Origin of the sequence: Sellimonas caecigallum, assembly GCF_019754295.1 — a bacterium.
GTDB lineage: Bacteria > Bacillota > Clostridia > Lachnospirales > Lachnospiraceae > Sellimonas > Sellimonas caecigallum.
The window spans coordinates 91023-116495 of the sequence record NZ_VIRV01000006.1; the positions used below are offsets into that span (position 1 = coordinate 91023).

23 protein-coding genes and 4 tRNA genes are annotated in these 25473 nt (G+C 47.3%); 2 read left to right on the forward strand and 25 right to left on the reverse strand.

The features are described from left to right. Positions 1 to 83: 83 nt before the first annotated feature. From FLB61_RS05990 to FLB61_RS06010, 5 genes are read right to left on the reverse strand one after another with little or no spacing between them, the layout of a single operon-like run. Positions 84 to 1592, reverse strand: coding sequence for an AMP-binding protein (locus FLB61_RS05990; protein ID WP_221919656.1), 1509 nt, complete (start codon positions 1590 to 1592; stop codon positions 84 to 86). Positions 1593 to 1603: 11 nt separating this feature from the next. Next, positions 1604 to 1834 carry an acyl carrier protein gene (locus tag FLB61_RS05995; RefSeq protein WP_087198989.1) on the reverse strand — a complete coding sequence of 77 codons (231 nt, stop codon included), beginning with the start codon at positions 1832 to 1834 and terminating at the stop codon, positions 1604 to 1606. A 14-nt stretch (positions 1835 to 1848) separates the two neighbouring features. After that, positions 1849 to 3249, reverse strand: coding sequence for a condensation domain-containing protein (locus FLB61_RS06000; RefSeq protein ID WP_221919676.1), 1401 nt, complete (start codon positions 3247 to 3249; stop codon positions 1849 to 1851). After that, entirely contained in the window at positions 3249 to 4187 is a 939-nt protein-coding gene (locus FLB61_RS06005) for an alpha/beta hydrolase (RefSeq protein ID WP_221919657.1), read from the reverse strand. Before FLB61_RS06005 ends, FLB61_RS06000 begins: the two co-directional genes overlap by 1 nt. A 51-nt stretch (positions 4188 to 4238) precedes the next feature. Beyond that, a complete protein-coding gene (locus FLB61_RS06010) occupies positions 4239 to 4568 on the reverse strand; it encodes an SCP2 sterol-binding domain-containing protein (protein ID WP_087198987.1) in 330 nt (109 codons plus the stop codon). A gap of 239 nt (positions 4569 to 4807) precedes the next feature. Between FLB61_RS06010 and FLB61_RS06015 the strand changes: the two genes are divergently transcribed. After that, complete coding sequence (locus tag FLB61_RS06015) at positions 4808 to 5443, forward strand: TetR/AcrR family transcriptional regulator (RefSeq protein WP_221919658.1); 636 nt, start codon at positions 4808 to 4810, stop codon at positions 5441 to 5443. A gap of 44 nt (positions 5444 to 5487) precedes the next feature. On the opposite strand, the gene FLB61_RS06020 is transcribed toward FLB61_RS06015, so the two are convergent. The 9 genes from FLB61_RS06020 to FLB61_RS06060 all read right to left on the reverse strand — a co-directional run bounded on the left by FLB61_RS06020 (position 5488) and on the right by FLB61_RS06060 (position 13993). Continuing rightward, positions 5488 to 5561 (reverse strand) — tRNA-Met (locus FLB61_RS06020). 28 nt (positions 5562 to 5589) lie between these two features. Next, positions 5590 to 5662 (reverse strand) — tRNA-Val (locus FLB61_RS06025). 5 nt (positions 5663 to 5667) lie between these two features. Continuing rightward, positions 5668 to 5741, reverse strand: a tRNA-Met gene (locus FLB61_RS06030). A 27-nt stretch (positions 5742 to 5768) separates the two neighbouring features. Beyond that, a tRNA-Val gene (locus tag FLB61_RS06035) sits at positions 5769 to 5841 on the reverse strand. Positions 5842 to 5925: 84 nt separating this feature from the next. After that, positions 5926 to 7260 carry an NADP-specific glutamate dehydrogenase gene (gdhA, locus tag FLB61_RS06040; RefSeq protein WP_087198946.1) on the reverse strand — a complete coding sequence of 445 codons (1335 nt, stop codon included), beginning with the start codon at positions 7258 to 7260 and terminating at the stop codon, positions 5926 to 5928. 99 nt (positions 7261 to 7359) lie between these two features. Next, positions 7360 to 8793 (reverse strand): MATE family efflux transporter, encoded by a 1434-nt coding sequence (locus FLB61_RS06045; protein WP_221919659.1) that lies wholly within the window; start codon positions 8791 to 8793, stop codon positions 7360 to 7362. A 1-nt stretch (position 8794) separates the two neighbouring features. Further along, complete coding sequence (locus FLB61_RS06050; protein WP_087210470.1) at positions 8795 to 9244, reverse strand: MarR family winged helix-turn-helix transcriptional regulator; 450 nt, start codon at positions 9242 to 9244, stop codon at positions 8795 to 8797. A 180-nt stretch (positions 9245 to 9424) separates the two neighbouring features. After that, entirely contained in the window at positions 9425 to 13186 is a 3762-nt protein-coding gene (locus FLB61_RS06055; protein WP_087198943.1) for a phosphoribosylformylglycinamidine synthase, read from the reverse strand. A 93-nt stretch (positions 13187 to 13279) separates the two neighbouring features. Further along, positions 13280 to 13993, reverse strand: coding sequence for a TIGR01906 family membrane protein (locus FLB61_RS06060; protein WP_221919660.1), 714 nt, complete (start codon positions 13991 to 13993; stop codon positions 13280 to 13282). Positions 13994 to 14082: 89 nt separating this feature from the next. Between FLB61_RS06060 and FLB61_RS06065 the strand changes: the two genes are divergently transcribed. Continuing rightward, on the forward strand, positions 14083 to 14955 hold the full coding sequence (locus FLB61_RS06065; RefSeq protein WP_204244025.1) for a LysR family transcriptional regulator: 873 nt from the start codon (positions 14083 to 14085) through the stop codon (positions 14953 to 14955). Between the two features lie 48 nt (positions 14956 to 15003). Here FLB61_RS06065 and FLB61_RS06070 read toward each other — a convergent pair whose 3' ends face one another. The 11 genes from FLB61_RS06070 to FLB61_RS06120 all read right to left on the reverse strand — a co-directional run bounded on the left by FLB61_RS06070 (position 15004) and on the right by FLB61_RS06120 (position 25419). After that, positions 15004 to 17376: an ATP-dependent DNA helicase gene (locus FLB61_RS06070; protein ID WP_221919661.1), complete on the reverse strand. Its 2373-nt coding sequence runs from the start codon at positions 17374 to 17376 to the stop codon at positions 15004 to 15006. A gap of 113 nt (positions 17377 to 17489) precedes the next feature. Further along, on the reverse strand, positions 17490 to 17717 hold the full coding sequence (locus FLB61_RS06075; protein WP_087198939.1) for an HPr family phosphocarrier protein: 228 nt from the start codon (positions 17715 to 17717) through the stop codon (positions 17490 to 17492). 132 nt (positions 17718 to 17849) lie between these two features. Next, entirely contained in the window at positions 17850 to 18623 is a 774-nt protein-coding gene (locus tag FLB61_RS06080) for a TIGR03915 family putative DNA repair protein (RefSeq protein WP_087198938.1), read from the reverse strand. A gap of 7 nt (positions 18624 to 18630) precedes the next feature. Further along, the gene (locus FLB61_RS06085; RefSeq protein ID WP_087198937.1) at positions 18631 to 19953 is read right to left on the reverse strand and encodes a putative DNA modification/repair radical SAM protein; all 1323 of its coding nucleotides are present in this window, start codon (positions 19951 to 19953) and stop codon (positions 18631 to 18633) included. A gap of 103 nt (positions 19954 to 20056) precedes the next feature. Further along, positions 20057 to 20512 carry a GAF domain-containing protein gene (locus FLB61_RS06090; RefSeq protein WP_087198936.1) on the reverse strand — a complete coding sequence of 152 codons (456 nt, stop codon included), beginning with the start codon at positions 20510 to 20512 and terminating at the stop codon, positions 20057 to 20059. Further along, positions 20509 to 21357: an Mrp/NBP35 family ATP-binding protein gene (locus FLB61_RS06095; protein ID WP_221919662.1), complete on the reverse strand. Its 849-nt coding sequence runs from the start codon at positions 21355 to 21357 to the stop codon at positions 20509 to 20511. The genes FLB61_RS06090 and FLB61_RS06095 overlap by 4 nt, the downstream gene beginning before the upstream one ends. 11 nt (positions 21358 to 21368) lie before the next feature. Beyond that, on the reverse strand, positions 21369 to 21746 hold the full coding sequence (locus tag FLB61_RS06100; RefSeq protein WP_087198934.1) for a RidA family protein: 378 nt from the start codon (positions 21744 to 21746) through the stop codon (positions 21369 to 21371). 130 nt (positions 21747 to 21876) lie between these two features. After that, a complete protein-coding gene (locus FLB61_RS06105) occupies positions 21877 to 23058 on the reverse strand; it encodes an iron-containing alcohol dehydrogenase (protein ID WP_221919663.1) in 1182 nt (393 codons plus the stop codon). A 100-nt stretch (positions 23059 to 23158) separates the two neighbouring features. Beyond that, positions 23159 to 23557, reverse strand: a complete 399-nt coding sequence (locus FLB61_RS06110) for a metal-dependent transcriptional regulator (RefSeq protein ID WP_087198932.1) — start codon at positions 23555 to 23557, stop codon at positions 23159 to 23161. 188 nt (positions 23558 to 23745) lie between these two features. Then, entirely contained in the window at positions 23746 to 24669 is a 924-nt protein-coding gene (locus FLB61_RS06115) for a SufB/SufD family protein (RefSeq protein ID WP_221919664.1), read from the reverse strand. Between the two features lie 27 nt (positions 24670 to 24696). Beyond that, positions 24697 to 25419, reverse strand: a complete 723-nt coding sequence (locus FLB61_RS06120) for an ABC transporter ATP-binding protein (RefSeq protein ID WP_221919665.1) — start codon at positions 25417 to 25419, stop codon at positions 24697 to 24699. Positions 25420 to 25473 lie beyond the last annotated feature (54 nt).

Here is a 25473-nt window from a genome sequence, read left to right on the forward strand (position 1 = left end):
GACTCTATCTTCATTGAATTTCTTTTCCCCTTCATAAAAAGGATGCTCTATTCTAAAAATATAGCATCCTTTCTTGTCACTTATCAATATCTTTTTATTTTTCTGGAAGTTGTTTTTTCAAATTCCGTTTCCCGCACCTTCAATGAATAAATCTTCTTATATGCAGGCACACTGCGGTTGTACTCGTCAATGATCTCCTGAAGCGCCTGTCGGATATCACGTACCTTCTTTTTCTTTGCATAATCATAGTCCGGAAAGATCTCCGCCTCCATCACATCGCCCATTTCTCTTACGAGCACTTCCTGGACAAGCCGGTTTTCCGAAAGCCGGTTTTCCAACTCTTCCGGAGATACATTCTCCCCGTTTTTCAAAATGATCAGGTTTTTCTTTCTTCCTGTCAGGTAGACAAATCCTTCGTCATCTACGTAGCCCAGATCTCCCGTCCGAAGCCATCCGTCACAGAGTGTCTCTTCCGTCTCTTTTGGCATCTTATAATACCCCTGCATGACGCTGGATCCACGAACCCATAATTCTCCGTCCACGACTTTTGCCTGACAGTTTGGGAGGAGCTGTCCTACGGATTCTTTCCGGATATCCCAGCTTTGGGACGTACTGATGACCGGAGAGCACTCCGTCATACCGTAACCTTGCTGTATCGTGATGCCATAACTTTCAAAAAGATCAATGTAAGCCGGGTTTAAGTAAGCCCCTCCGCTGCAAATGGTACGGAACTGTTCGCCAAACACCATCTTCTTTACAAGCTTTTTCGGAAGTCCCTTCGTATCTTCCAGCTTCTTAGCCATGGTCTCGATCATAAGGGGAACCATGAGAATCATCTCCGGTTTGAAAAGCTTGATATTTTTCGCCACCCGCATGAGCGAATCGTTCATGCAGATTACCGCCCCGAGAGACATTCCTTTCAAAAAATCCATACTCAGACAGTATGCATGATGGATCGGCAGGACGGAAAGGATCACGATCCGCTCCGGTATCTTCATGTCCAGACAGGTGGCATTTTCCGCCAGATTTCTGTGGGTAAGCATGACCCCCTTACTCTTTCCCGTCGTCCCAGATGTAAACATGATCGTACAGAGACTGTCCGGATCCGGTGTATAGTCAAATCTCCCCTCATGCTCTTTGAGAAGGGTTCGAAAAGAAAGCACGTCTCCCTCATCCTCCTCTTTCTGCATGGAAATAATATATTTTAATTTCGGGCAGAGACGTTTTGCCATCTCCCCTACATCTTTTCTGATCTCATCCATCACAAGCACTGTGACGTCCGCCCGGGTAAGAAGCTCACAGATCTCTTCCGCCGGGAGAGACACATCCAGCGGAACTGCGATTCCGCCGCCGTTTACAATACCAAGGTAGGAGACGATCCAAGGATAAGAGGTGGCTCCGATGAGCGCAATATGATTTTCCCTCTCCCCAAGACTTTCCAGAGCTCTCGAGAAGCTCTCGCTGTCCCTGCGAAGCTGGAAATATGTCCTTGACTCGATCTTATCTTTTCCTATTTTGTAGCGAACGGCATCTCCATCCCCATATTTTTCTTCTGTCTTACACAGTATCTCTCTGATCGTGCTGGAAATCATATGCTCACTCCTTATTTTACGCTAAGTCTTTCAAGATAGTCGGCTGCTTCCTGCACAGTACGGATGTCGGCCGCCTCGTGCTGATCGATCTCAATATCGAATTCATCCTCGATTTCTCCAAGCATACTCATAAAATCAAACGATGTAAATCCAAGATCCTCCATAAAGCGGGATTCCGGTTTGATGGAATCTTGCTCTACCTCCACATAATTGCAGATCATTTCTTTCAGTTTTTCGTACATATCTCTTCCCTCCACTATACCAGTTTGATAATCTCTCCTATTGTCAGATCCGGATTTTCCACACCTTTGAACATGATCCTGCAAAGATAATAATAAAGATATTCCAATTTTTCTATCGGCATCGCCTGGATCCAGTGTTCAAAATTAAAGTCAAGCCCATTGTCTTCCGGTCTGTGCATCACAGTCAGATAAAGCGCCTGTGCCGCCGCTCCGTTTGGATACCATTTTGTCTTATATTTGATATCCCCAAGTTTATCAAGCCCCTTTTCCTGCAGCGTCATCGGCTGGTACGTCAGGGAAATCGGCTCATATGTCAGCCCGTCCGGATGCGGATAGCATTTTCCTCTCCTGGCAAAAAAGTCGACTGAATCATAATTCGCATGCATGAACATGGCATTCTGACAGTCACGTATCTCATAGATTCCTTCCAGAAATGTCTTTTCTTCCGGGATAACAGTCCGAAACGGAAATGTATGGATCCTCGTTCCACCACATTTCTTTTCTTTCACTGTGGCGCGCCTTGCGATAGTTGTATTGATGGAGACGTCGTCATTTCCGTTCACCTTCTGGAGGTATGTCCGAAGTCCCATCATAAGCAGGCACACGAGAGAGACATGGTATTTTTCACAGAAATCCATGAGCCTTTTTGTAGGCTCTTCCTCCAGGTGGAACACATCCACTGTGGAGTCCACAGACTGTGACAAATATGTAGCGGCACGAAGATCCGGATCCTTGTATTTTTCTCTCGCTTCCTCAAGCACCTGCGGCCCCTCAATACCGTTGAACATCGGCTCCGAATGTTCGATCAGGCCTTTGAAAAAAGCCTCATCTCTTTCTTTTGCCTTACATCCTGCCTCGTAGGCAAGATCTTTCTCAAGCTGTTCGATGTAGGACGTCATATCCTTCGGATACGGCACCCCTTCGTATTTCGCATTACAATAAATCTCAATAATGTCCTTCATGAAACAGATCAGGGACTGGGCGTCCATTGTCATATGGTCTACCAGGAGATAGATCCCATTAAATCCATCCGGCATATGGATCATGACAATCCGGTTCATCGGGGAATCGTTCCTCTTGAACGGCACAGAAGACCAGGTTTTCATAATGTCTTCCGCCTCCTCCATCGTCTTTCCAGAGAAATCCACAAACTCAATCTCTCGTTCTTCCCTGTCCACGACATACTGATAGCAAGTTCCCTCTTTGTCCTGCGCAAACCGGAGTCTCATGGATTCACATCGCTCGTAAGCTTTGTAGATAGACTGCCTGAGCACTTCCCAGTCAAGTTCCGTTCCGATCGTAAGACTCGTCCCGATATTCAGGACCTGTTTTTTCGGGCAATACTTCTGATAGAAGAAATGCAGCCTCTGCGCCGCAGTCAGTGGGTAAACTTTGTACCCTTTCCTTTTTCTCATCATTTCATTATTCCTCCTGTGAATAAATCCATCGCTTTTTCGTATGCTTTTGTATCTTTGTAATAACTTTCCGCATGTGCCGCGCCTTTGACGATCAGCCGCATTTTTCTTGACGCACAATTCTCATAAAGCTCGTAGCACATCCTGCACGGAACAAATGTATCTTTTTCTCCATGTATAAAAAGAATCGGTACTTTCGCTTTCCTTACTTCCCGCGCCGCATTGCACTCATCCAGCCCGTAGCCAGCACGTTTCTTATTGATAAGATCCGCGGCAGGTATCATCGGAAATGCCGGGAGATGATACATCGTATGCAGCACATGAGTAAAGACGTGTTTTGCCGAAGTAAAGGCGCAGTCGGATATGATTCCCTTGACCTGCCCCGGCAGGGAAAGACCACTCATCATGGATACTGTGGCGCCTCCCATGGAGATCCCATGCAGAAGGATCCTGCAGTCTTCCCCGCATATCCGGATAACCCAGTCGATCCATTTCATTCCGTCATAGCGGTCTTTGCATCCAAACCCTACATACTCTCCTTCGCTTTCGCCATGCGCCCTTTCATCAACCAGGAGCATACTGTATCCATTCCTCATATAGTAGTCTGAAAGGCCGATAAAATCGCTCATTCCCTGGCTTGTATACCCGTGAAAACAGATAACAACTTTCTTTTTGTCATTCTGGGGAAACCATGTGGCATGAAGCAAAAGCCCGCCATCCGCCTTCTCAAAAATGTCCTCATGCCTGCTCTCAAGCATGGCGGCTTTTCGTTTCTCCATCAGAGGAATATACTGGTTCCAGTCCGTCCCTGCCATCTTCATCGTTCGCTCGACTTTCACTTTGCTTCGTTTCATCGTCCTGCGGTAAAAATAAGCAGTGCCTCCCGCCTCCGCTGCTGCCAGCAAAAACAGTCCGACACCAAGGATTCTCTTCTTCATACTATCCAGCCCATCTCCATTCTGAATTCGGCCACTCTAGGAAATTCCTTTCTATTTGTGGCTCTCTACAAGATCTTTCAGTTTCAGCGCTTTATCGATATTTCCTTCTACTTTCAGCTTCTGAAGAGTTACCGCCATAATCGGATTGAGTTTACCGGACGCGATTTTCATCAGTGTGTCGGCCGTACATGTAAACATAGCATCCCGGTCAAAATATTCATACGGTTCCACGGACAGTTTTCCTTCTTTCACTTCCACGTAGAATATTCCTTCCGCTTCCCCGGTAATATTGAACTGGTATGCCAAATGTTCGTGAATATCGCTTACATCCGCCTGAACAAGCATTCCTTTTACTTTTGAAAACATTTCCGCATAATTCATCCCATATCCTCCATTCTACATTTTTCGACCGTCGGTCGAATTGATTTCAACCGTAACATATCACTTTTTCGACTGTTGGTCAATAGCATTTACCCAAATTTTACAGTCCGGTAAAGCTGAAAGCAAACAGACGAAATTGGCATGGATTTTCACTGTTCACAGTTTCGTTCCTGTGCTATACTGGATTGTAACTTATTCTATGCAGCATTCATTTTAGAAAGTTAGAAAGGCGGCCTACCATGCCAAATCAGTCAAAATATAATCTTATTCTGGATTCCCTCCAGAAACTTTTGGAGAATCGGACGATTCAGACGATCTCTGTGAGCGAGATCGCCGCCACAGCCGGAATCGGAAAGGGGAGCATTTACTATTACTTCCCGTCAAAAGATGCCATTTTAGAAGCCCTTGTAAAAAGACGCTACGAGAAACCTCTTGAGACGGCAAAAACTTTGGCAAAACAGACAGACATCTCTCCATTTACCCGGATGGCCATGATCTTTCAGGCGTGCCGAAGCTCTTCTTCTGAGTTTTTAAGGCAGGAGACGAACGAACATCTGTCCGCAAACTCCAACGCACAGGAGAAATCGTTTCTCCACCAAAAATATCTGAACCATCTGATCACAGAATTGAAACCGATCCTTTCGGATATCATCAGCCAGGGAATCACAAATGGCCAGATCCATTTTTCCTATCCATCTGCATTGGCGGAAATCGTCCTTATCGTCCTCACAGTCAAGCTGGACAATACGCTGATCCCATCTGCACCTGAAGAGATCGAAGAGACGATTGTGGGACTTATCTCCCTCCTGGAAAAAGGAACCGGCAACCCAGCAGGCTCCCTGAATTTCCTGATGAGCTTCGACGACACTATGTGATAAAGATACAAAAAAACCAGAGTCAAGCGACTCTGGTTTTAAAGTAGCGGGAACTGGATTCGAACCAGCGACACTACGGGTATGAACCGTATGCTCTAGCCAACTGAGCTATCCCGCCATATGAAGTTGTGATCTTTTCTGATCAATGGGGCCTATAGGGCTCGAACCTATGACCCTCTGCTTGTAAGGCAGATGCTCTCCCAGCTGAGCTAAGACCCCATCAATAGCGGGAACTGGATTCGAACCAGCGACACTACGGGTATGAACCGTATGCTCTAGCCAACTGAGCTATCCCGCCATATAAATTTTGCAATTTCTTACAAAATGGGACCTATAGGGCTCGAACCTATGACCCTCTGCTTGTAAGGCAGATGCTCTCCCAGCTGAGCTAAGATCCCATATTCCGCGGGTCGCTTTCCGCAACCCGCTTAATTATTATACTATCATTGTCTGTCAAATGTCAACACTTTTTTTAACTTTTTTTATACAATTCCCTGCGCTTCCATGGCTGCTGCAACTTTTTCAAATCCTGCAATATTTGCCCCTACGACATAGTTTCCTTCGAATCCGTATCTCTTTGCAGCATCTGCGGCGTTGTGGCAGATATTAACCATGATATTTTTCAGTTTTGCGTCCACTTCTTCAAATGACCAGCTTAAGCGTTCGCTGTTCTGTGACATTTCCAGCGCAGATGTGGCAACACCGCCGGCATTGGACGCTTTTCCAGGTGCAAACAGCACTCCATTTTCCTGCAAGTATTCTGTCGCTTCCATTGTAGTCGGCATGTTTGCTCCTTCTGCCACTGCGATACAGCCGTTTGCCACAAGCTGTTTTGCATCTTCCAGGTGGAGTTCATTCTGTGTCGCGCACGGAAGAGCAACGTCGCATTTCACTGACCATACTCCCTTGCCTTCATGGTACTCGGCATTCGGGCGGTAGTTTTTATATTCTGTAAGCCTTGCACGTTTTACTTCTTTGATTTCCTTGATAGCATCAAGATCGATTCCTTCTGCATCGTAGATCCATCCTGTGGAGTCGCTCATAGTCACGACCTTCGCTCCCATCTGCATTGCTTTTTCTGCAGCGTAGATTGCTACGTTTCCTGCTCCGGAGATGGCTACGATTTTTCCGTTCATATCTTTGCCTGCAAGTTTCAGCATTTCTTCTGTAAAGTACAAAAGTCCGTATCCGGTCGCTTCTGTCCTTACGAGGGAACCGCCGTATGTGAGTCCTTTTCCTGTGAGGACGCCTTCGAATACACCGCGGATTCTCTTATACTGGCCGAACATATATCCGATCTCTCTTGCCCCTGTACCGATATCTCCGGCCGGAACATCTGTGTCAGCTCCGATATACTTGCACAGCTCTGTCATAAAGCTCTGGCAAAACGCCATGATCTCTCTGTCGGATTTTCCTTTCGGATCAAAGTCGGAACCGCCTTTTCCGCCGCCGATCGGAAGTCCTGTCAGGGAATTTTTGAAAATCTGCTCAAAACCGAGGAATTTGATGATACCAAGATTTACGGACGGATGGAGACGAAGCCCTCCCTTGTATGGTCCGATCGCACTGTTGAACTGTACGCGGTATGCTTTGTTTACGTGCACCTGTCCGTTATCATCTACCCAAGGTACGCGGAAAAGAAGCTGTCTTTCCGGTTCTGTAATTCTTTCAAGCAATGCTTCTTTCCTGTATTTTTCTTCATTTGCCTCGATCACAACCCTTAAGGATTCCAGCACTTCTTTAACTGCCTGATGGAATTCCGGTTCGCCCGGGTTTTTCTGCACTACCAGGTCAATGACTTCATCTACATATGACATCGTTTTTTCCTCCTATACTCTAAACTGTTTAAAGCAAAACGCAAGGCGCTTTTCTTCTTTAACACTGTAAAGCATTTTACATCCAATGTCAAGAATTTTTCATTTCGTTTTTTCGATTTTGGCGTTTTGACTTTCCATCTGATTTCTGAGCGCTTCTTCTCGTCTCATATGCACAAATTCCCGTTTGACAAACAGCACTGCCAGCACCGCCGCAACGAAATCCGCGATGGGCGCAGAGTACATGACACCGTCGATCCCAAGAAAAATTGGCAGGATCAGAATCAGCGGAAGCAGAAAAATAATCTGTCGCGTAAGTGAGAGAAAAACCCCTTTGACTGCCTTGCCGATAGATGTAAAAAAGTTAGCCGTGATAGGCTGGATTCCATTCAGGAATGTGAAAAAGAGAAAAATCCGAAAATACTGTTCCGCAAAATGAAAATATTCTTCCGAGCCACTTCCAAAAAATCCGATGATCTGGCGTGGAAAAATCTGAAAGCTCAAAAAGGAACACATAGATATAAGAAGCGCCGATGTAAGCGCTTTTTTGTACGTCTCTCTGACACGGTTATAGTTTTTGGCTCCGTAATTGAAACTAACGATAGGCTGCATCCCTTGCGAGATACCGATGACGATCGAAAAGAAGATCATATTGACTTTTGCGATGATCCCTGCACACGCAAGAGGAATCTCGCTCCCGTAGGAAGAGCTTGCCCCATAATATGTCAGCGTATTGTTCATCACAATCTGTACGACCATCATGGCCAGCTGATTGCAAAACGGAGAAATGCCAAGAGAAAATATGGCCGCATAGTATTTTCTGGACGGAATCATGTTCCTAAGCCGGATCTTTACAGTCTTAAAACGCAGAAGATACCAGATAACAAGGCAAGCGGACACTACCTGTCCAAGGACAGTGGCCCATGCCGCGCCGGCCATCCCCATATCAAATCCGAATATAAAAAGCGGGTCCAGAACTGTGTTGATGATGGCCCCGATCAGTGTACACATCATCGAAAACTTCGGACTTCCATCAGCCCTGATAAGATTGCTCCCGGCGGTTGTCAGTATCAAAAACGGGAAGCCAAAAGAAGTGATCCCTGTATATGTAAGAGAGTATGTAAGGATCTGGTCTGTGGCACCAAATGCGCGGATAAGAGGTTCCAGAAAAATACGGACGATAACACACAGAATGATCCCTGCGAGTACCGCCATGCCGACCGCCGCTCCAGCGAAACGTTCTGCCTCGTCTTTTTCCTTCCGCCCAAGGGAAAGGTTAAAATTCGCTGCTCCGCCCACACCGCACAAAAGGGAAATGGCCGTACATGTAATGGTTAGAGGAAAGGCCACGTTGGTCGCCGCATTTCCGAGCATCCCCACACTTCTTCCAATGAAAAACTGATCTACCATATTGTAGAGGGCGCTGACCATCATGGCAATGATGCTCGGCACTGCGAACCTCACAAGAATCTTTCCGATCGGCTCCGTCCCAAGAGGATTTTCCTGTATCCGCTCTTCTGTCTGTATATTTTCCATTTTATCCGTTTCCTTCCATCTTGTGTTCTATCAGCTTTTCGTGGGCGACTCTCGCCATCGCCCCGAGCTGTTCTGTGAGAAGCTCCGGATCCACTCCGCTCTCCGCACTGAGGGTTCCCCACCATTCCAGAAGCTTTTCTTTTAGTTTTTCATAAAGCTCCTTTCCCGATTCGGACAAAGAAATCTCATACGTCTTTGCATCCCCGGCTCTTCTCTGCCGCACAATGTAACCGCTTTTCAAAAGTTTGCGCATCTCCCGGGTCGCCATCGCCTCGTCCATCACGATGGATTCACACATCTCTCTTTGACTGCACTTTGGATTCGCTCCGATGTACATGACAAAAAAATAGCTTGAATACCCAATCCCATACTTGCTGACCACATCGTGGAGATAGCGCTGAGCTTGTCGGTTCAATATCGATATATATTTTCCAATCTGTCTGGCTGCCATAAAAAAGCTCCTTTCCATTCTTTCCGCCCTGTCTGAAAAAATACCACGGGTTGTCTGTCGGGCTTTTCTATCGCTAAATTATAAAGCGCAACCTCTTGACTTGTCAAGCAACGTTTACAGATTGGGGCAAGAGAAAGGATGTGTCCTTTGACCGGAACACATCCCTTTTGTTCTTGCCTTTTATTTAAAGTAATTTACACCGGATTCAAAGATCTTCAGATCCTGTTCTCCGTAGATATTGATAGCTACGCCGTCGCTGCGCCGTTCTGAGTGGGCCATCTTTCCGAGTACCCTTCCGTCCGGGCTTGTGATTCCTTCGATGGAACGGTAAGATCCGTTTACATTCCACTCTTCATCCATCGTCACATTCCCTGCGAGATCACAGTACTGTGTTGCAACCTGACCGTTTGCAAACAATTTGTCAAGCCACTCTTCGCTGGCGACAAAACGTCCTTCCCCATGGGAAGCCGGGTTTGTATAAACTCCTCCAAGCTCTGCTCCCTGAAGCCATGGGGATTTGTTTGTGACAACTTTTGTATACACCATCTTGGAGATATGGCGGCCGATCGTGTTGAATGTCAGCGTAGGGGAATCCTCCGTCTGTCCGACAATTTTTCCGTATGGCACAAGTCCCAGTTTGATCAGTGTCTGGAATCCGTTGCAGATACCAAGCACGAGTCCGTCTCTCTCATTTAATAGTTTTTCTACTGCCTCTTTCAGCTTCGCGTTCTGGAATGCAGTCGCAAAGAATTTGGCAGATCCGTCCGGTTCGTCTCCGGCGGAGAATCCTCCCGGGAACATGATGATCTGAGACTGTCCAATAACTTTTTCAAACTCTGCCACAGAATCACGGATATCAGAAGCATCAAGATTGCGGAATACTTTTGTCACAACTTTTGCCCCCGCGCGCTCAAACGCTTTCGTGCTGTCGTATTCACAGTTTGTACCAGGAAATACCGGGATGAATACGGTCGGCTGTGCGATCTTATGTTCACAGATATAGATATCTTTTGTGTCAAAGCATTCGGATGAAACCGGAGCTTTGTCTTCGTTTTCGCCGGATACGGTAGCGAACACTTTTTCCAGTGTTCCCTTCCATGCTTCCTCAGCCTCGGCAAGGGTAATTTCTGTATTTCCGTAGGAGAATCTTCCGTCTTCTGTCACTTCTCCGATGACCGTGTAACTGATAGCCAGGCTTCCCACCTTGTCCGCCGGTACTTCCGCAACAAGATCTCCGAACGCCGGTGCAAAGAAGTCTCTCGGATCTACATTGTGCTCGATCTTCAGACCCATGCCATTTCCAAATGCCATCTTGCTGACTGCCGCAGCGACGCCATGACGGTCAAGGGCATATGCGGATACAATCCTTCCCTCCTGGATGTCTTCGCGGAATTTTCCGTACTGTTCCATGACTTTTTCGTATACCGGAAGATCATATCCGTCTTTTTCGATCCGCATCCACACAAGCTTATTGCCTGCTTTTTTCAGTTCCGGAGTGATGATATCTCCGATCTGCGCGATATCGACTGCAAAGGATACAAGAGTCGGCGGCACATCGATATCCTGGAATGTACCGGACATACTGTCTTTTCCTCCGATGGAAGGCAGTCCGTATCCCATCTGTGCTTTGTATGCTCCAAGAAGCGCTGCAAACGGCTGGCTCCATCTCTTTGGATCTTCTGTCATACGGCGGAAATATTCCTGGAAAGTAAAGCGGATCTTGCTGTAATCTCCGCCGGAAGCTACGATTTTTGCGATCGATTCTGTCACTGCGTACACTGCTCCATGGTACGGGCTCCAGCTTGACAGATACGGATCAAACCCAAAGCTCATCATGGATACAGTATCACATTTTCCAGTAAGCACCGGAAGTTTTGCCACCATCGTCTGTGTCTCTGTCATCTGGTACTTTCCGCCGTGCGGCATAAATACAGATCCTGCCCCGATAGAACCGTCGAACATTTCCACAAGTCCTTTCTGTGAGCATACATTCAGATCTTTCAGCGTGTTCAGCCACTTTTCTTTCACATCCGGGATGTCTTCCCTGCAGGCGAACATGCAGCCAGCTTTATCCGGAATCTCCACAAAGACTTCCGTCTCCTGGTGTGCTCCGTTTGTATCCAGGAATGCACGTGAAATATTTACGATCTCTTTTCCTCTCCATGACAGGACAAGACGTGGTTCTTCCGTCACAACAGCCACTTCCACTGCTTCCAGATTTTCTTCTTTTGCATAATTTAAAAATGCCTCTACATCTTTCGGATCAACGACAACTGCCATACGCTCCTGAGATTCAGAAATGGCAATCTCTGTCCCGTCAAGACCTGCATATTTCTTCGGCACTTTGTCCAGATCCACCTTAAGACCTGCTGCAAGTTCTCCGATGGCAACGGAAACACCGCCTGCTCCAAAGTCATTACATTTTTTGATCAGTCTGCTGACTTCCTCTCTGCGGAACATTCTCTGGATTTTACGCTCTGTCGGCGCATTTCCTTTCTGCACTTCCGCTCCGCATGTTTCGATGGATTCTTCTGTGTGGACTTTTGAAGATCCTGTTGCACCTCCGCAGCCGTCACGTCCGGTACGTCCGCCAAGAAGGATGATGATATCTCCCGGATCCGATGTCTCACGGATCACCGCACGTCTCGGCGCTGCTCCAAGAACTGCACCGATCTCCATACGTTTTGCCACATAATCCGGGTGGTAGATTTCTTTTACCATTCCGGTTGCAAGACCGATCTGGTTTCCGTATGAGCTGTATCCATGAGCCGCCCCTCTCACGAGTTTCTTCTGAGGCAGCTTTCCTTTCATTGTATCTTTCACAGAAACTGTCGGATCTGCAGCACCTGTCACACGCATCGCCTGATATACATAAGTACGTCCTGACAGAGGGTCACGGATGGCGCCTCCAAGACAGGTTGCAGCCCCTCCGAACGGTTCGATCTCGGTCGGATGGTTGTGTGTCTCATTTTTGAAATTGACAAGCCATTCTTCTTCCACGCCGTCCACTTTGATCGGAACAACGATACTGCATGCATTGATCTCCTCGGACTCTTCCTGATCTTCCAGCTTTCCTTCTTTTTTCAGTTTTCTCATGGCCATCAGCGCCAGATCCATCAGACAGACAAACTTGTCCTCTCTGCCTTTAAAGATTTCGCTGTGAGTGTTCAGATATTCCCTGTATGTTTCTTCCATCGGCTCTCTGTAATCGCCGTCTCCAAATGTCACATTTGTAAGCTCTGTGGAGAATGTCGTGTGACGGCAGTGGTCTGACCAGTACGTATCCAACACACGGATCTCCGTCATAGACGGATCTCTTTTCTCCTCTGTCCGGAAGTAATTCTGGATGTGCAGGAAATCTTTGAATGTCATGGCAAGTCCAAGTGAATCGTACAATTCTTTCAGCACATCTTCTGCCATATCTTTGAATCCATCAAAAATTTTCACATCTTCCGGCTCGTCAAATTTTGTCACGAGAGTATCCGGCTTTTCCATGCCTGTTTCTCTGGAATCCACCGGGTTGATACAATGTGCCTTGATGGCGTCAAACTCTTCGTCTGTGACCTCTCCTTCGATGACGTATGTCGTCGCCGTCCGGATGACCGGTTCTTCGTCCGCATTGATAAACTGCACACACTGCACTGCAGAGTCCGCTCTCTGGTCAAACTGTCCCGGAAGATACTCCACGGAAAATACCCGTTCTGTATCTTTGACCGGAAACTCTTCTCTATATAAACAGTCTACAGGCGGCTCTGCAAACACTCCGCCCAACGCTTTTTCAAAAGTTTCATCCGAAAGATTCTCGATATCATAACGGATCAGCACACGCACGTTCGTGACGGTCCGGATCCCGAGATAGCTTCTGATATCATGCCAAAGCTCTTTCGCCTGTACTGCAAATTCCTTCTTTTTTTCTGCATATACACGTTTTACACCGCTCATGAATATCCTCCATTCTTTTCCACTGTTTTCATTCACGTTTCTGTCTTTAGTTTATCATACTTTTCTTGATAAGTATAATTAATATAATTAAATTTATTTATAAGACTTTCTAATTTTTCTTCTGTCGTACACCTGAACTGCGACACTGATCAAAAGGAAGAAGAAAAGCATGCCGATGAAGAGCCCTCCGATCCGCAGTGTCATGTCAAAGAAAAATCCTTCCGGCAGCATCCGGATCATGTAATCCTCCGCCGGGTCGAAGATCCACAGATCATTGTCAAAGAAAATCTCATGAAAGAGCACAAAGCACCGATTAAAATTCAGGGCGATAGCGACGCCGAAGGCAGCCGAAAGCCCAAGGAAAATACCTACCGTGATCTCATACGCTTTCGGAAGCAGCCTTCTTAGATCTGCTTTCATGAGAACAAGAACCACGATGGAGACCACAAATACTGCCGCCGCGTATCTGCGCAGCGCAAATCCTCCCAGAAAGAGCTCCTTTACTTCGCCCATGTGGAACCGATCCTGCTCATTAAAAAAATCCTGGCGTTCCCCGCCGATGGTTGTATAGACGGAAAGCTCCTTTTTGTCCCCTTTCAGGTAAGCCATCATCTGTTTTGTCACATCCATGATGTCCTCCATTTCCATCGGAAGATCATTCTGAATCTCATACTTTTTATACTCTTTCTCATAAAATCCGAAATCTCCGTACATGCCGATCTGAAATGCTGTCATGAGCAGGATCACGATCAGCGAAAGGGCAGACAGCCCGCTGAAGAAACCAGATGCCCATCTCTTTTTCCTCATAATTATCCTTCCCCTTTCTCCGCAATTTGTTCTTGTAATTTTCCCCAACCTTACTTATAATTAAATTAGATTTATAAGGAGGGCTAATGATGGATATTAATTATGAATTATATAAAGTATTTTACCACGTGGCGACCACACTGAGCTTCTCTGAAGCATCCAAACAGCTATACATCTCTCAGTCCGCAGTAAGCCAGTCCATCAAGGCGCTTGAAAAGAAACTGGATCAGGTTCTTTTTATCCGCAGCACGAAAAAAGTACAGCTCACACCGGAAGGAGAAATCCTGCTCCGGCACGTGGAGCCAGCCATGAATCTGATCAAACGCGGAGAGACCCAGCTTTTGGAATCCTCCACCACAGGGGGCCAGATCCGCATCGGAGCCAGCGACACGATCTGCCGGTATTACCTTGTAAACTATCTGAGGCAGTTCCACGAGTCATTCCCGGGCGCCCACATCAAAGTGACAAACCAGACATCCATCAAATGCGTGGATCTTCTGGAAAATGGTCAGGTGGACCTGATCTTTATCAACCATCCGAACATGCACATCAGCAATCTTTCTGCCATGAAACGGATCAAGACGTTTCGCGATGTCTTTGTGGCAAATGATTCTTTCTCCCATTTGAAAGGGAAGAAACTTTCCTTCCGGGAGCTTTTGGATCAGCCGATCCTGATGCTGGACCGCAAAAGCACGACAAGCGAATTTCTGCACAATCTGTTCCAGAAATATCAGCTTGACCTCGTTCCGGAGATCGAGCTTAGCAGCAATGACCTGCTCATCGACCTGGCGCGAATCGGACTTGGGATTGCCTTTATCCCGGACTACTGTCTGGAAAAAGATTCCTCTGGACTCTTCGTTGTGGAGACGAAAGAAGAGCTCCCGGAACGCCAGATCCTGGTAGCTTATAACGATCGGATCCCAATGCCGAAATCTGTGAAAACATTTCTTGAATACTTTTAGCGCTGTGCTGTTGTTGTGCACCTGCACCGGCGTTTCCAGCGGCCGCATTTACGCATCCTGCCAAAATGCGGCCGTTTCCCGTTCCACATCCCGCACTCGACACGCTGTGACGTATCTCCATTCCCTGGGAAACACACTCCGATAGTGGTTTTGGCAGAACCGGTCATCCAAAAGGTAGATCATCCCGCGGTCCGTGTCCGTGCGGATAACCCTTCCCGCCGCCTGCAATACCTTATTCATCCCCGGGTAAAGGTACGCATAGTCGAATCCGTTCATCTCTTTTTCATCAAAAAACTGTTTCAGAAGTTCCCGTTCAAGGCAGACTTGGGGAAGACCTGTCCCCACGATCCATGTACCGATGAGCCGCTCCTCCGTAAGGTCAATCCCCTCTGAAAAAATGCCGCCCATCACGCAGAAACCGATCAGGCTTCCGGTACGCTCCTCTTCAAAAAAGGCAAGGAACTCTTCCCTCTCCTCCTCGCTCATACCAGAGTCCTGGATGACGCAGAATACTTCCCCTTTCTCATCAAGGTTTTGGAACTCTTCGTACACGTCTTCCAGAAACTGATATGACGGGAAAAAAGCAATGTAATTTCCAGGTCGTGCTTTTACTGTTTTCCAGATATATTCGGCAAATCTCCGGTACATCTCCTTGCTTCGCCTCGTATATCTCGTCGTCACATCCATCCCGATCAGCACCCTCCGGTTCTCCTCTGGAAACGGCGTGTGGGCATATACCGCATAATCGTCCGTCTCTGTGCTCAGAAGCTTCTTATAGTATCCGATGGGCAGCAGCGTGGCAGAAAAATACACTGTGCTCACACCGTAGTTCAGATATTCATTTAAGCAGACTGCAGGATTCACACAGAAAAGCCTCACATAAAAGCGTCCGTCCTCCGCAATCTCCGTATAGATCAGATAGTTCTCATCCAGCCGGTCATGGATACTGAGAAAGTCCCTGACACAAAAATACAGATCCCTTACCTTCTCAAGCACCTCTTCATCCCCACATTCCTCCATGAACCGTTCTGCTTCCGTCAACAGATTCATCAAGCGGACTACGATGTGGGAGACACTTTCGTACACTGCATACCGGTCGCACTCTCTCTTTAAAGCCAGCAGCGTTTCATTGCAGCTGCTCAGAGCTTTGCAGAACTTCTCATCTCTCTTCTGGACTATCCTGCGCACTTCCAGGAAATCCTCCTTGCAGACAAAAGCGCTGTACATAGCTCTCCCGCGCTCTACAAGATTGTGGGCTTCGTCGATGAGAAACAGGTACTCTTTCTTTCCCCCTTCCCCGAAAAAACGTTTCAGGTGGGCATTCGGATCAAATACATAATTATAGTCACAGATGACAGCATCTACCCATGTAGCCAGATCAAGTGACATCTCAAAAGGGCACACATCGTAGCGCCTTGCATACTCCTCTAGGGCTGAGCGGCTCATATCATCGGTATGTGTAAGCATGTCATATACCGCATCATTGACCCGATCGAAATGTCCCTTGGCGTACGGGCATGCATCCGGATTGCACTCTGCCTTCCCACAAAAGCAGATCTTTTCCTTTGCCGTCAACGTGATAACTTTATATGCCAGTCCCTGGTCTTTCAATGTCTGAAAGGTCTTTTCGGCTACTGTCCGGGTAATGGTCTTTGCAGTCAGGTAAAAAATCTTCTCCGCCAATCCTTCCCCCACTGCCTTGACCGAAGGAAATATAGAAGCGATTGTCTTACCGACACCAGTTGGCGCCTGGATAAAAAGTTTCTTCTTCCGAAGGATAGACCGGTAGACCGATACAACCAGATCTCTCTGTCCCTCCCGATATGGGAACGGAAATTCCACTCTTTTAATAGAAGCATTTCTCTTCTTTCTCCACTCTATCTGGAATACCGCCCACTTTTCGTACTGATGCACAAGATCCAAAAACCACGCTTCCAAATCCTCCAAGGAAAAGGTCTGTCTGTATCTTTTTATCTCTTCTGTCTCCATCTGGCAGTAGGTCATCTGCACATCTACTTCTCTGGCCTGCTTTTCGTTTCCATAAATGTACGCATAGCATTTCGCCTGTGCAAGATGGATCGGGACCGGATCTTCCAGACTTTCAAGCTCCTTCAGTATTCCTTTTATCTCATCGATGACGATCTTTCCGTCCTCATCCATGATCCCGTCTGCACGCCCCTCCACAACGATATCCAGCTTCCCGCATGGCACTGTGATCCTGAGCGGTACTTCTGCATGGTAGGAAGATCCCATCTGCCGCTGGATCTTTCTGTGGATCCTAGCTCCAAGGAGCATCGCATCCTTGTCCGTCTTCCCTCCCATACGGTTGTCCAGATCTCCTTCTCTCAGAATAAATTCCACGAGGTTCCTCACAGAGATCCTCACAAAGTCGCGTTCTTGTCTTTTTTCATCTTTATCCATGATATCTCATTCTCTCTGCATATTTTCAGTCACTTTTTTTATTATAACAAAAGAAGCCTTTGCTTGCCACTATAACAGTGACTTTGCAAAAGCTTCTCCTGTTTCACTTGCTGCTATGCAACACAGAATTTATTCAAAGTTGCCTCAAAATTCGGATTGATCCCTGCATACTGCACAGTCAGAGTTTTCGTCAGATCCAGGCTTAACACACCGAGGATCGATTTTGCATCCACAATAAAACGATTATAAAATACATCGATATCAAAATCGCATTTTTCAGCAGATGTAACGAACTCTTTCACATCACTTGCAGTCAGGCGTATCTCACGTTTATGTTCCATGCTTTCTTTCACTCCTTTCCTGTGTTACATGTATTATGCCATCAGGAAATCGTAAAATCAATCTTCTAATCCACCAAGATTTTCCATCCGTTTGGCCTTCTTTTTGTCAAATTCGTTCAAAAGCAGCCAGTTTCAAGACTTCCCGTACTCCGGCATATCTCCCCTGTAGCGAAGAGGCATATTCTGTGTCTGTAGTTTTTTGTTCTCCCTGTCCTTTATAGAAATGCTCTTCCGAAATCCTTTCCACAGAGTACACCACGCCTCTTCCTCTTCAGAAAGCTCCTTTGCCGCCTCCCACTTTTGTTCGTGATCCGTCATAAACATCCATTTTTTCTGTCTAGGATGGATCATATACGACGCATGATTTTTGTCATAGATCACAAAATCCTCCAGCGGAAATCTGTCCGCAAAATGATCTGCAATAGCTGGAAGCACCTGATTCTGAGGGGTTATCTCCGCATACAGAATCTTCGGTTTCATCTCCCGGAAACGAAGGAACTCCTCCCAGTAGTGTGCTTCCCGCCCCACATTCCGGCTCATCTCAAAGACTCTGCGCACCGCCGGATGTGACAAATGTTCCATGATCCTGTGACTGTCCGCAAGCTCCCTTGCCGCAACCATCGTCTGAAGGATCGCCGTCCCTTTGTCTTCGTCTTTAGAAAGAATCGCGTAGCTGATATCCGAATAAGCCTGTTTTCCAAGCCTCTCTCTGATCAGCTTTCTGACCGCCCCGGCCTTTCGCTCATTCTCCTCCACCTCATAATACTCGCAGAACATCTCGTGCTGAACAGTCCCCCACAATGGAATCCCTGCCTCCGTATCTGTACGGTCCATCTTCCATGCATCGTAAATCGCAGACAGTATTCCAATTGTCGTGTCAGTACAGATAAATCTTCTTTTTAACATCTTCCACTCACTCTGCCTTTACCTCCCGAAAATTCACATCGTCAAACAGGGACAGCTGCCGATATCCCATCTCCCCGAGTCCTCCTGGGAGCTTTTCCCTCGGATCCAGGATATTCCGAAGAATATAGTCCTGCTCCATCTTAACCGGATACATCATCCGCCCTTTACACGTGATAAAATAGAGTGCTCGCTTTAAGACAACCCCCATCTTCCTGAGATCCTCAAAGTCGAGGCTTCCAAACTTTCGGGCCTTCACGATCCTCCTGGCTGACGTATACCCGATTCCCGGAACCCGAAGAAGTACCTGATAATCCGCACGATTGACCTCCACCGGAAACCACTCCAGATGGCGTATCGCCCAGTCGCACTTTGGATCCAGAAGCACATTGAAATTCGGCTGCTTTTCCGACAAAAGCTCCGACGCGGAAAAATGATAGTAACGAAGCAGCCAGTCCGCCTGATATAGTCTGTGCTCTCTCAAAAGGGGCGGGCCTTCATCGGTTCTGGCCGGAAGACTTGCATCCTCATTCACATGGATGAAGGCCGAATAGAATACTCTTTTTAACTGAAATTTCTGATACAAAGACTCTGCCACATGGATGATCTGGTAATCACTCTCCGGCGTAGCTCCGATAATCATCTGCGTGCTCTGTCCTGCCGGGACAAACCGGGGCGCATGTTTGTATACCGCGATCTCCTGCTTGTTCTCCTCTCTTTTATTCTGGACGAGCCGCATAGGCCCAAGAATGTTCTTCCTGCTCTTGTGAGGCGCCAGTTTTCTGAGGCTCTCGGCCGTTGGGAGCTCCAGATTTACACTCATCCTGTCCGCCAGAAAGCCCGTCATCTGGATGAGCTCCTGAGAGGCCCCCGGAATCGCTTTCACATGGATATATCCCTGAAAATGATACTCCTGTCTCAGCTTCCATAAAGTCTCGTAAATCAGCCGCATCGTGTAATCGGGGCTTTTCAGTACACCGGAACTTAAGAAAAGCCCTTCTATATAGTTTCTCCGGTAAAACTCAATAGTCAGTCTGCAGACCTCATCCGGCGTGAAAGAAGCCCTCTTCACGTCGTTTGACGCCCGGTTGATACAGTACTTGCAGTCAAAAATACACTCATTGGTAAAGAGGATCTTTAAAAGAGAGATACACCTGCCGTCGGCTGAAAAACTGTGGCATATCCCCGCCGCCTTGCAGTTTCCAATTCCCTTGCCGTCTCCTCTGCGGTCCGTGCCGCTGGATGTGCAGGCCACGTCATACTTTGCGGCATCGGACAAAATATTCAGTTTTTCAAAAAGAGACATCTCCTGCTGAATGCGGACACCTTGCATCTATCTCACTCCCAAATCAGAACATACGTTCTTTTTTATTATAGAATAGCACATATGTTCGATGTTTGCAAGAAAAAAAAGTTTGCGCTTTCACGCAAACTTTTTATGTCCATATACAGTTCTTTTCCAGCACTTTTACAAGCTCTGAGAGTCCTTCCTCATCTTCTTTGGAAAACCGTCCTTTTTTCGGACTGTCGATATCCAGAACTCCGACGACTCTCTCTCCGTCAAAGATCGGAAGTACGATCTCGGAACGGGACGCTGAATCACAGGCGATATGTCCCTCAAATGTGTGGACATCATCCACTCGTAAAATCCGTTCTTCCAAAACAGCAGTACCACACACCCCTCTTCCTTTCGGAATGCGGATACACGCCGTCTTTCCCTGGAATGGCCCGAGCAGAAGCTCTTCATTATCCATGAGATAAAATCCCGCCCAGTTAAGATCCGGAAGGGCATGATAGATGAGCGCCGATGCGTTGGCCAGATTTGGGATCGGATGTCTTTCTGAACCGGTCAGTGCCTGAAGCTGCTCTTTGAGCAAATCATAATTTGTCATGATTCCAAAACCTTCTCTGCACCATTCAAATATTCGTTCTTCACGCTGTAAAACGCTTCTTTTTCTACCGCCTCGGCAAGCTTCGGATCGATCGGCATCTTTCCGAGTACCGGGATGGAAAGCTCTTTTGCAATCTCTTCAATGTGGCTCTTTCCAAACACTTCGATCTTTCGTCCGCAGTCCGGGCATTCAAGATAACTGAAGTTTTCCACAATGCCAAGTACCGGGATATCCATGTCTTTTGCCATATGATATGCTTTCTTTACGATCATGCTTACCAGATCCTGCGGCGATGTCACGATGACAACTCCGTCCACCGGAAGAGACTGGAAGACGGTAATCGGCACGTCTCCGGTTCCCGGCGGCATGTCCACAAAGAGGTAATCCACATCTCCCCACATAACGTCCGTCCAGAACTGTGTCACTACACCGGCAATGATCGGTCCTCTCCATATGACCGGGGTATCCTCCTTCTCAAGGAGAAGATTGACTGACATGATCTTCGTTCCATCCTGCGCCACACACGGGAGCATTCCCTCTTCATTTCCAAGCGCCTGTTCATGGATTCCGTACATTTTCGGAATTGACGGGCCGGTAATATCTGCATCCAGAATCCCCGCCGTATATCCTTTTTCAATGGCCATCCGGGCCAGAGAAGCCGTAACCATGGATTTTCCGACTCCGCCTTTCCCACTGATGACTCCGATCACTTTTCTAATGGCTGAATATTGGTTGGCCGGCTTCTTAAAATCTTTTTTCGCGCTCTTGCATGTAGATGCGTGAGAGCATCCAGCACAGCCTTCTGAAGGGCAGCCTTCCTGTTCCTGTTTCATTTCTTCCGTCATTGTCAAGACCTCTATTCTTCTACCACTGCGATCAGTTCGACTTCACAGAGGAGATTTTTCGGCAGTGTCTTCACTGCAACACAGCTTCTTGCCGGTTTGGATGTGAAATATTTCGCATATACTTCATTGAAAGCTGCAAAATTTCCCATATCGCTCAGGAAACATGTCGTCTTCACAACGTGATCAAAATCTGTTCCTGCTGCTTCCAGAAGAGCCGCCAGGTTTTTGCAGACCTGTTCTGTCTGTCCTTCGATCGTATCGGATTCCACAGCGTCTGTCTCTGGGTTGATACCGATCTGTCCTGCTGAGTAGAACATTCCATTGTGAACATATCCCTGTGAATACGGTCCTAATGCTTTTGGTGCTTTTTCTGTAGATACTACTTTCATCTTCTATCTCTCCTTTTTCTGTCCATTTTACAGCATTGCTGTATCTTGCTATAGTATAACACTTTTCCCGGTCATTTTGCAATTCTCTTTCCAAAATCACGATGCCGAAAATGCCATCTTTCTCATTCCGTTACCGGTTTGCCATTCTGAATATCCTGCACACATCTTCCGCATCGAGAGGGCGGAGCAGGGAAAGGCGGACCGTGTCCCCCATAGTCGCATCCTGGGAAAGCTCTTCCAGGACACTCTCCGCCTGGATACCAATCCCAAGTTCCGGCAAGGAGGTCGGCATTCCGATACTGCGGAAATAATCGATAGTTGCCTGGATACCGGCTTTTGCAGCCTTGTCCTCATCTTCCGCAACGATCCCCCAGACCGCTTTCGCGTAATGCGCAAACCGGCCCTTGTCTTTCTCATACACATACTCGGCCCAGGATCCCCACACGGCTGAAAGGCTGGCCCCGTGGGCACAGTCAAACCGTGCACTCAATGCGTGTCCCAGTTTGTGGACGGAAAAGTCTTTCGCTCTTCCAAGTCCGGTCAGATTGCTGTGAGACAGACTTCCGCACCACATCAGCTCACTCATGGCGTCGTAATCCGTACTGTCTTCCATCGCTTTCTTTCCACTTTCAATGACCGTCCTTAAAAGTCCCTCTGCGATCTCGTCGGTCATCCGGTTTGACTGATCCGGGATGAAATAGCGTTCCAGCGTATGCATCATGATGTCCACGATCCCGCAGCCAATCTGATATTTCGGCAATGTATAGGTAAGCTCCGGGTTCATGATGGCAAAGGCCGGACGATTCAGCTCCGTTCCAAGTCCCATCTTTTTCCCAATGGCTTCATTTGTCAGGACTGCGGAATCGCTCGTCTCGCTTCCGGCAGCGGCGATAGTAAGAATCACTCCCACTTTCAGGCTCTTCTCAAGAGGTACTTTCTTCGTCCATATATCCCAGAGCGTGACATTTGGATTGGCGATCCCATGGGCTACGGCTTTCGCCGTATCAATGGCGCTTCCTCCCCCTGCTGCCAGGATGAAGTCCACCCTTTCCGCGATTCCTTTTTTCACACCTTCTTCCGCCAAAGCAAGCCTCGGATTCGGCCTGACACCGGAAAGTTCTGTAAAGAAAAGCTCCTCCTCTTTGAGTGCGTCCTTGATCCGCTGGAGCAGACCGCTTCTCACGACGCTGCCTTTTCCGTACACGATCATGACACGGCTGCCACCGTGTTTTCGTATCTCTTTTGCACACTCTTTTTCCGTGTCCTTTCCAAAAAGGATCTCCGTCGGTACACAATAAGTAAAATTCTGCATGTGTTCTCTCCTTTCTCCCACACCCGCAGTCATGTGCGGATATGGATATAAAGAAAAGGATGCCAGCTTTCATACAGCTGCCACCCTTTCCATCTTAACTTCATTCTTTTTCATCTTTCAATTCCATCACTTCTTTGTGCGTATATACATGTTTTTTTAACGCCTCGAAGCTTTCTTCACTGATCACATGTTCCAGTCTGCATGCATCCTCTGCCGCAATCTCTTTTGGCACTCCAAGATACATCAGAAAACTGGAAAGCAAGGTATGTCTCTCATATATTTTTTCAGCGATCTCATGCCCCTTTTCTGTCAGTGCGATAAAACCGTCCCTGTCCATCAAAATGTAGCCGTTTTCACGCAGGTTCTTCATGGCAACACTGACACTTGGCTTTGAAAAAGAAAGAGCAGTGGCGATATCAATGGAACGGACATTCCCTTTTTTCTTCCCCAGCATCAGGATTGTTTCAAGATAGTCCTCCGCAGATTTCTGTATTTTCACTGAGACGCCTCCCTTCTGCAATCTTAATCTTGATATGATACTAGGATACCATATACGGAGTCGGAGTTCAAACAAAAATGCTCTGTTTTATCTCGACCGGATGACCTCCCCACATACGAAAGTCCTTCGTGAAAGATTAGGGGACGGGTTCCGGTTAGCCGGAACCCGTCCCCCTTTATCAAATTTGTTTAGTTCAGGAAGTTTTCGATGATAACAGCTTCTGCTTCTTCTTCATTCATTCCGAATGTCTGGAGTTTCAGGAGCTGTTCGTTGTTGATGCGGCCGATGGCTGCTTCGTGTATGATTTGTGCGTCTACATTCCGGGCATCGATTTCTGGTATGGAGCGTACCTGCGCCTGATCCATGATGATGGAGTCGCACTGGATATGTGCGTGGCAGGCAGCTTTTCCGACAGCTATCGGGTGGAATGTCTGTCTGGATGTCCCTTTTCCGACGGATCTGGAGATGATCTGTGCGGAGGTTCCGTCTCCGTCCATTGTGACTGTCATATTGGATACTGCTTCTTGCTGGTCGTGTGTCATGAGTTTCTCTGTCACGTGGAGTTTGCTTTCTGCTTCCATGGAGATGTTCGTCTCCCGGACGGTGGAATCAACCCCTTTGATCTGCACCGTGTCCATGATAAAGGTGGATCCTTCTCCGATGTGGATGTCTGTCACTGGGTTGAGCACTTTTGCGCCGGTTCCTTCCCCTTCGCCGTAATGCTTTTCTTCGTAGCGCACGACCGCGTTTTTCCCGATGTGGAAGGTGTGGATGCCGTCATGTCTTGCTTCGTTGCACCCGGAATTGTGGATGCCGCATCCGGCCACGATGGTCACATCCGCTCCGTCTTCCACATAAAAATCATTGTACACGACATCTGTCATTCCGGATGCCGACACGACGACAGGGATGTGTACAGATTCTCCTTTTGTATCTTTATCGATATAAATGTCAATGCCTTGCCTGTCCTCTTTTTTCCGGATCTTTACATGCTGGCTATCGCCATGACAGACTGAGATCCCGTTTTGTCTGAGATTAAATGCTCCTTCCTGGCGAAAACCTTCCCCGTCGATCATGCGCAGCACTTTTTCTGTGATTTTATCAAGTATCATATGAATGCACCTTCTTCCTTCTGTGTCTTATTCCATCATACAGTACGGGCGGCTCATTGTTTCTTCCGTCAGTTCTGGAAGCAGCTCTTCTGTCGGCCCGATTTTCTTGATCTTTCCGTTGTCGATGATCATGATCCGGTCCGCCATCCGTATAATTCGCTCCTGGTGTGAGATCAGGAGGAGACTTTCTTTCTTATTCTTATGAATTTTTTCGAATTCATCCACCAGCATGGCAAAACTCCAGAGGTCGATTCCAGCCTCCGGCTCATCGAAAATGCAAAGTTTGTGTTTCTTCACAAGTACTGTGGCGATCTCGATCCGTTTCATCTCTCCTCCGGAAAGTGTCCCATCCACTTCCCTGTCCAGATACTCTTCAGCGCACAGTCCCACCCGGCTTAAAAGGCCGCAGCAGATGTGCTTTGGAAGCTCTGTCCCGGCCGCCAGACTTAAAAGTCTTCTGACTGTCATTCCTTTGAATCTCGGTGGCTGTTGGAAAGCGAATCCGATGCCGGCCTTCGCCCTCTCATGAATGCTCAGGCTGCTGATATCCTGTCCATCCAGATAAATCTTTCCCTGGTTTGCTTCATATAATCCCATCATGAGCTTTGCGATGGTAGATTTTCCACCTCCGTTTGGCCCTGTTACGACGAGCATCTCCCCGTCTTTTACTTCAAAACTGATATCCGTTAATATTTCCTGTCTCTTTCCTTCTTCTTCTACTTCATAGGAAAGATGTTCTACTTTCAGCATGTATTTCCTCATCTCCTTTTTGTCTGCTATTATGATAGTACGTCAACAGGATGT

What these genes read in the sequence shown, in the direction of transcription:
- FLB61_RS05990 (WP_221919656.1), bottom strand. Translation starts at nt 1,592, where the DNA reads ATGATTTCCAGCACGATCAGAGAGATACTGTGTAAGACAGAAGAAAAA.
- FLB61_RS05995 (WP_087198989.1), bottom strand. Translation starts at nt 1,834, where the DNA reads ATGTACGAAAAACTGAAAGAAATGATCTGCAATTATGTGGAGGTAGAG.
- FLB61_RS06000 (WP_221919676.1), bottom strand. Translation starts at nt 3,249, where the DNA reads ATGAGAAAAAGGAAAGGGTACAAAGTTTACCCACTGACTGCGGCGCAG.
- FLB61_RS06005 (WP_221919657.1), bottom strand. Translation starts at nt 4,187, where the DNA reads ATGAAGAAGAGAATCCTTGGTGTCGGACTGTTTTTGCTGGCAGCAGCG.
- FLB61_RS06010 (WP_087198987.1), bottom strand. Translation starts at nt 4,568, where the DNA reads ATGAATTATGCGGAAATGTTTTCAAAAGTAAAAGGAATGCTTGTTCAG.
- FLB61_RS06015 (WP_221919658.1), top strand. Translation starts at nt 4,808, where the DNA reads ATGCCAAATCAGTCAAAATATAATCTTATTCTGGATTCCCTCCAGAAA.
- gdhA (WP_087198946.1), bottom strand. Translation starts at nt 7,260, where the DNA reads ATGTCATATGTAGATGAAGTCATTGACCTGGTAGTGCAGAAAAACCCG.
- FLB61_RS06045 (WP_221919659.1), bottom strand. Translation starts at nt 8,793, where the DNA reads ATGGAAAATATACAGACAGAAGAGCGGATACAGGAAAATCCTCTTGGG.
- FLB61_RS06050 (WP_087210470.1), bottom strand. Translation starts at nt 9,244, where the DNA reads ATGGCAGCCAGACAGATTGGAAAATATATATCGATATTGAACCGACAA.
- FLB61_RS06055 (WP_087198943.1), bottom strand. Translation starts at nt 13,186, where the DNA reads ATGAGCGGTGTAAAACGTGTATATGCAGAAAAAAAGAAGGAATTTGCA.
- FLB61_RS06060 (WP_221919660.1), bottom strand. Translation starts at nt 13,993, where the DNA reads ATGAGGAAAAAGAGATGGGCATCTGGTTTCTTCAGCGGGCTGTCTGCC.
- FLB61_RS06065 (WP_204244025.1), top strand. Translation starts at nt 14,083, where the DNA reads ATGGATATTAATTATGAATTATATAAAGTATTTTACCACGTGGCGACC.
- FLB61_RS06070 (WP_221919661.1), bottom strand. Translation starts at nt 17,376, where the DNA reads ATGGATAAAGATGAAAAAAGACAAGAACGCGACTTTGTGAGGATCTCT.
- FLB61_RS06075 (WP_087198939.1), bottom strand. Translation starts at nt 17,717, where the DNA reads ATGGAACATAAACGTGAGATACGCCTGACTGCAAGTGATGTGAAAGAG.
- FLB61_RS06080 (WP_087198938.1), bottom strand. Translation starts at nt 18,623, where the DNA reads ATGTTAAAAAGAAGATTTATCTGTACTGACACGACAATTGGAATACTG.
- FLB61_RS06085 (WP_087198937.1), bottom strand. Translation starts at nt 19,953, where the DNA reads ATGCAAGGTGTCCGCATTCAGCAGGAGATGTCTCTTTTTGAAAAACTG.
- FLB61_RS06090 (WP_087198936.1), bottom strand. Translation starts at nt 20,512, where the DNA reads ATGACAAATTATGATTTGCTCAAAGAGCAGCTTCAGGCACTGACCGGT.
- FLB61_RS06095 (WP_221919662.1), bottom strand. Translation starts at nt 21,357, where the DNA reads ATGACGGAAGAAATGAAACAGGAACAGGAAGGCTGCCCTTCAGAAGGC.
- FLB61_RS06100 (WP_087198934.1), bottom strand. Translation starts at nt 21,746, where the DNA reads ATGAAAGTAGTATCTACAGAAAAAGCACCAAAAGCATTAGGACCGTAT.
- FLB61_RS06105 (WP_221919663.1), bottom strand. Translation starts at nt 23,058, where the DNA reads ATGCAGAATTTTACTTATTGTGTACCGACGGAGATCCTTTTTGGAAAG.
- FLB61_RS06115 (WP_221919664.1), bottom strand. Translation starts at nt 24,669, where the DNA reads ATGATACTTGATAAAATCACAGAAAAAGTGCTGCGCATGATCGACGGG.
- FLB61_RS06120 (WP_221919665.1), bottom strand. Translation starts at nt 25,419, where the DNA reads ATGCTGAAAGTAGAACATCTTTCCTATGAAGTAGAAGAAGAAGGAAAG.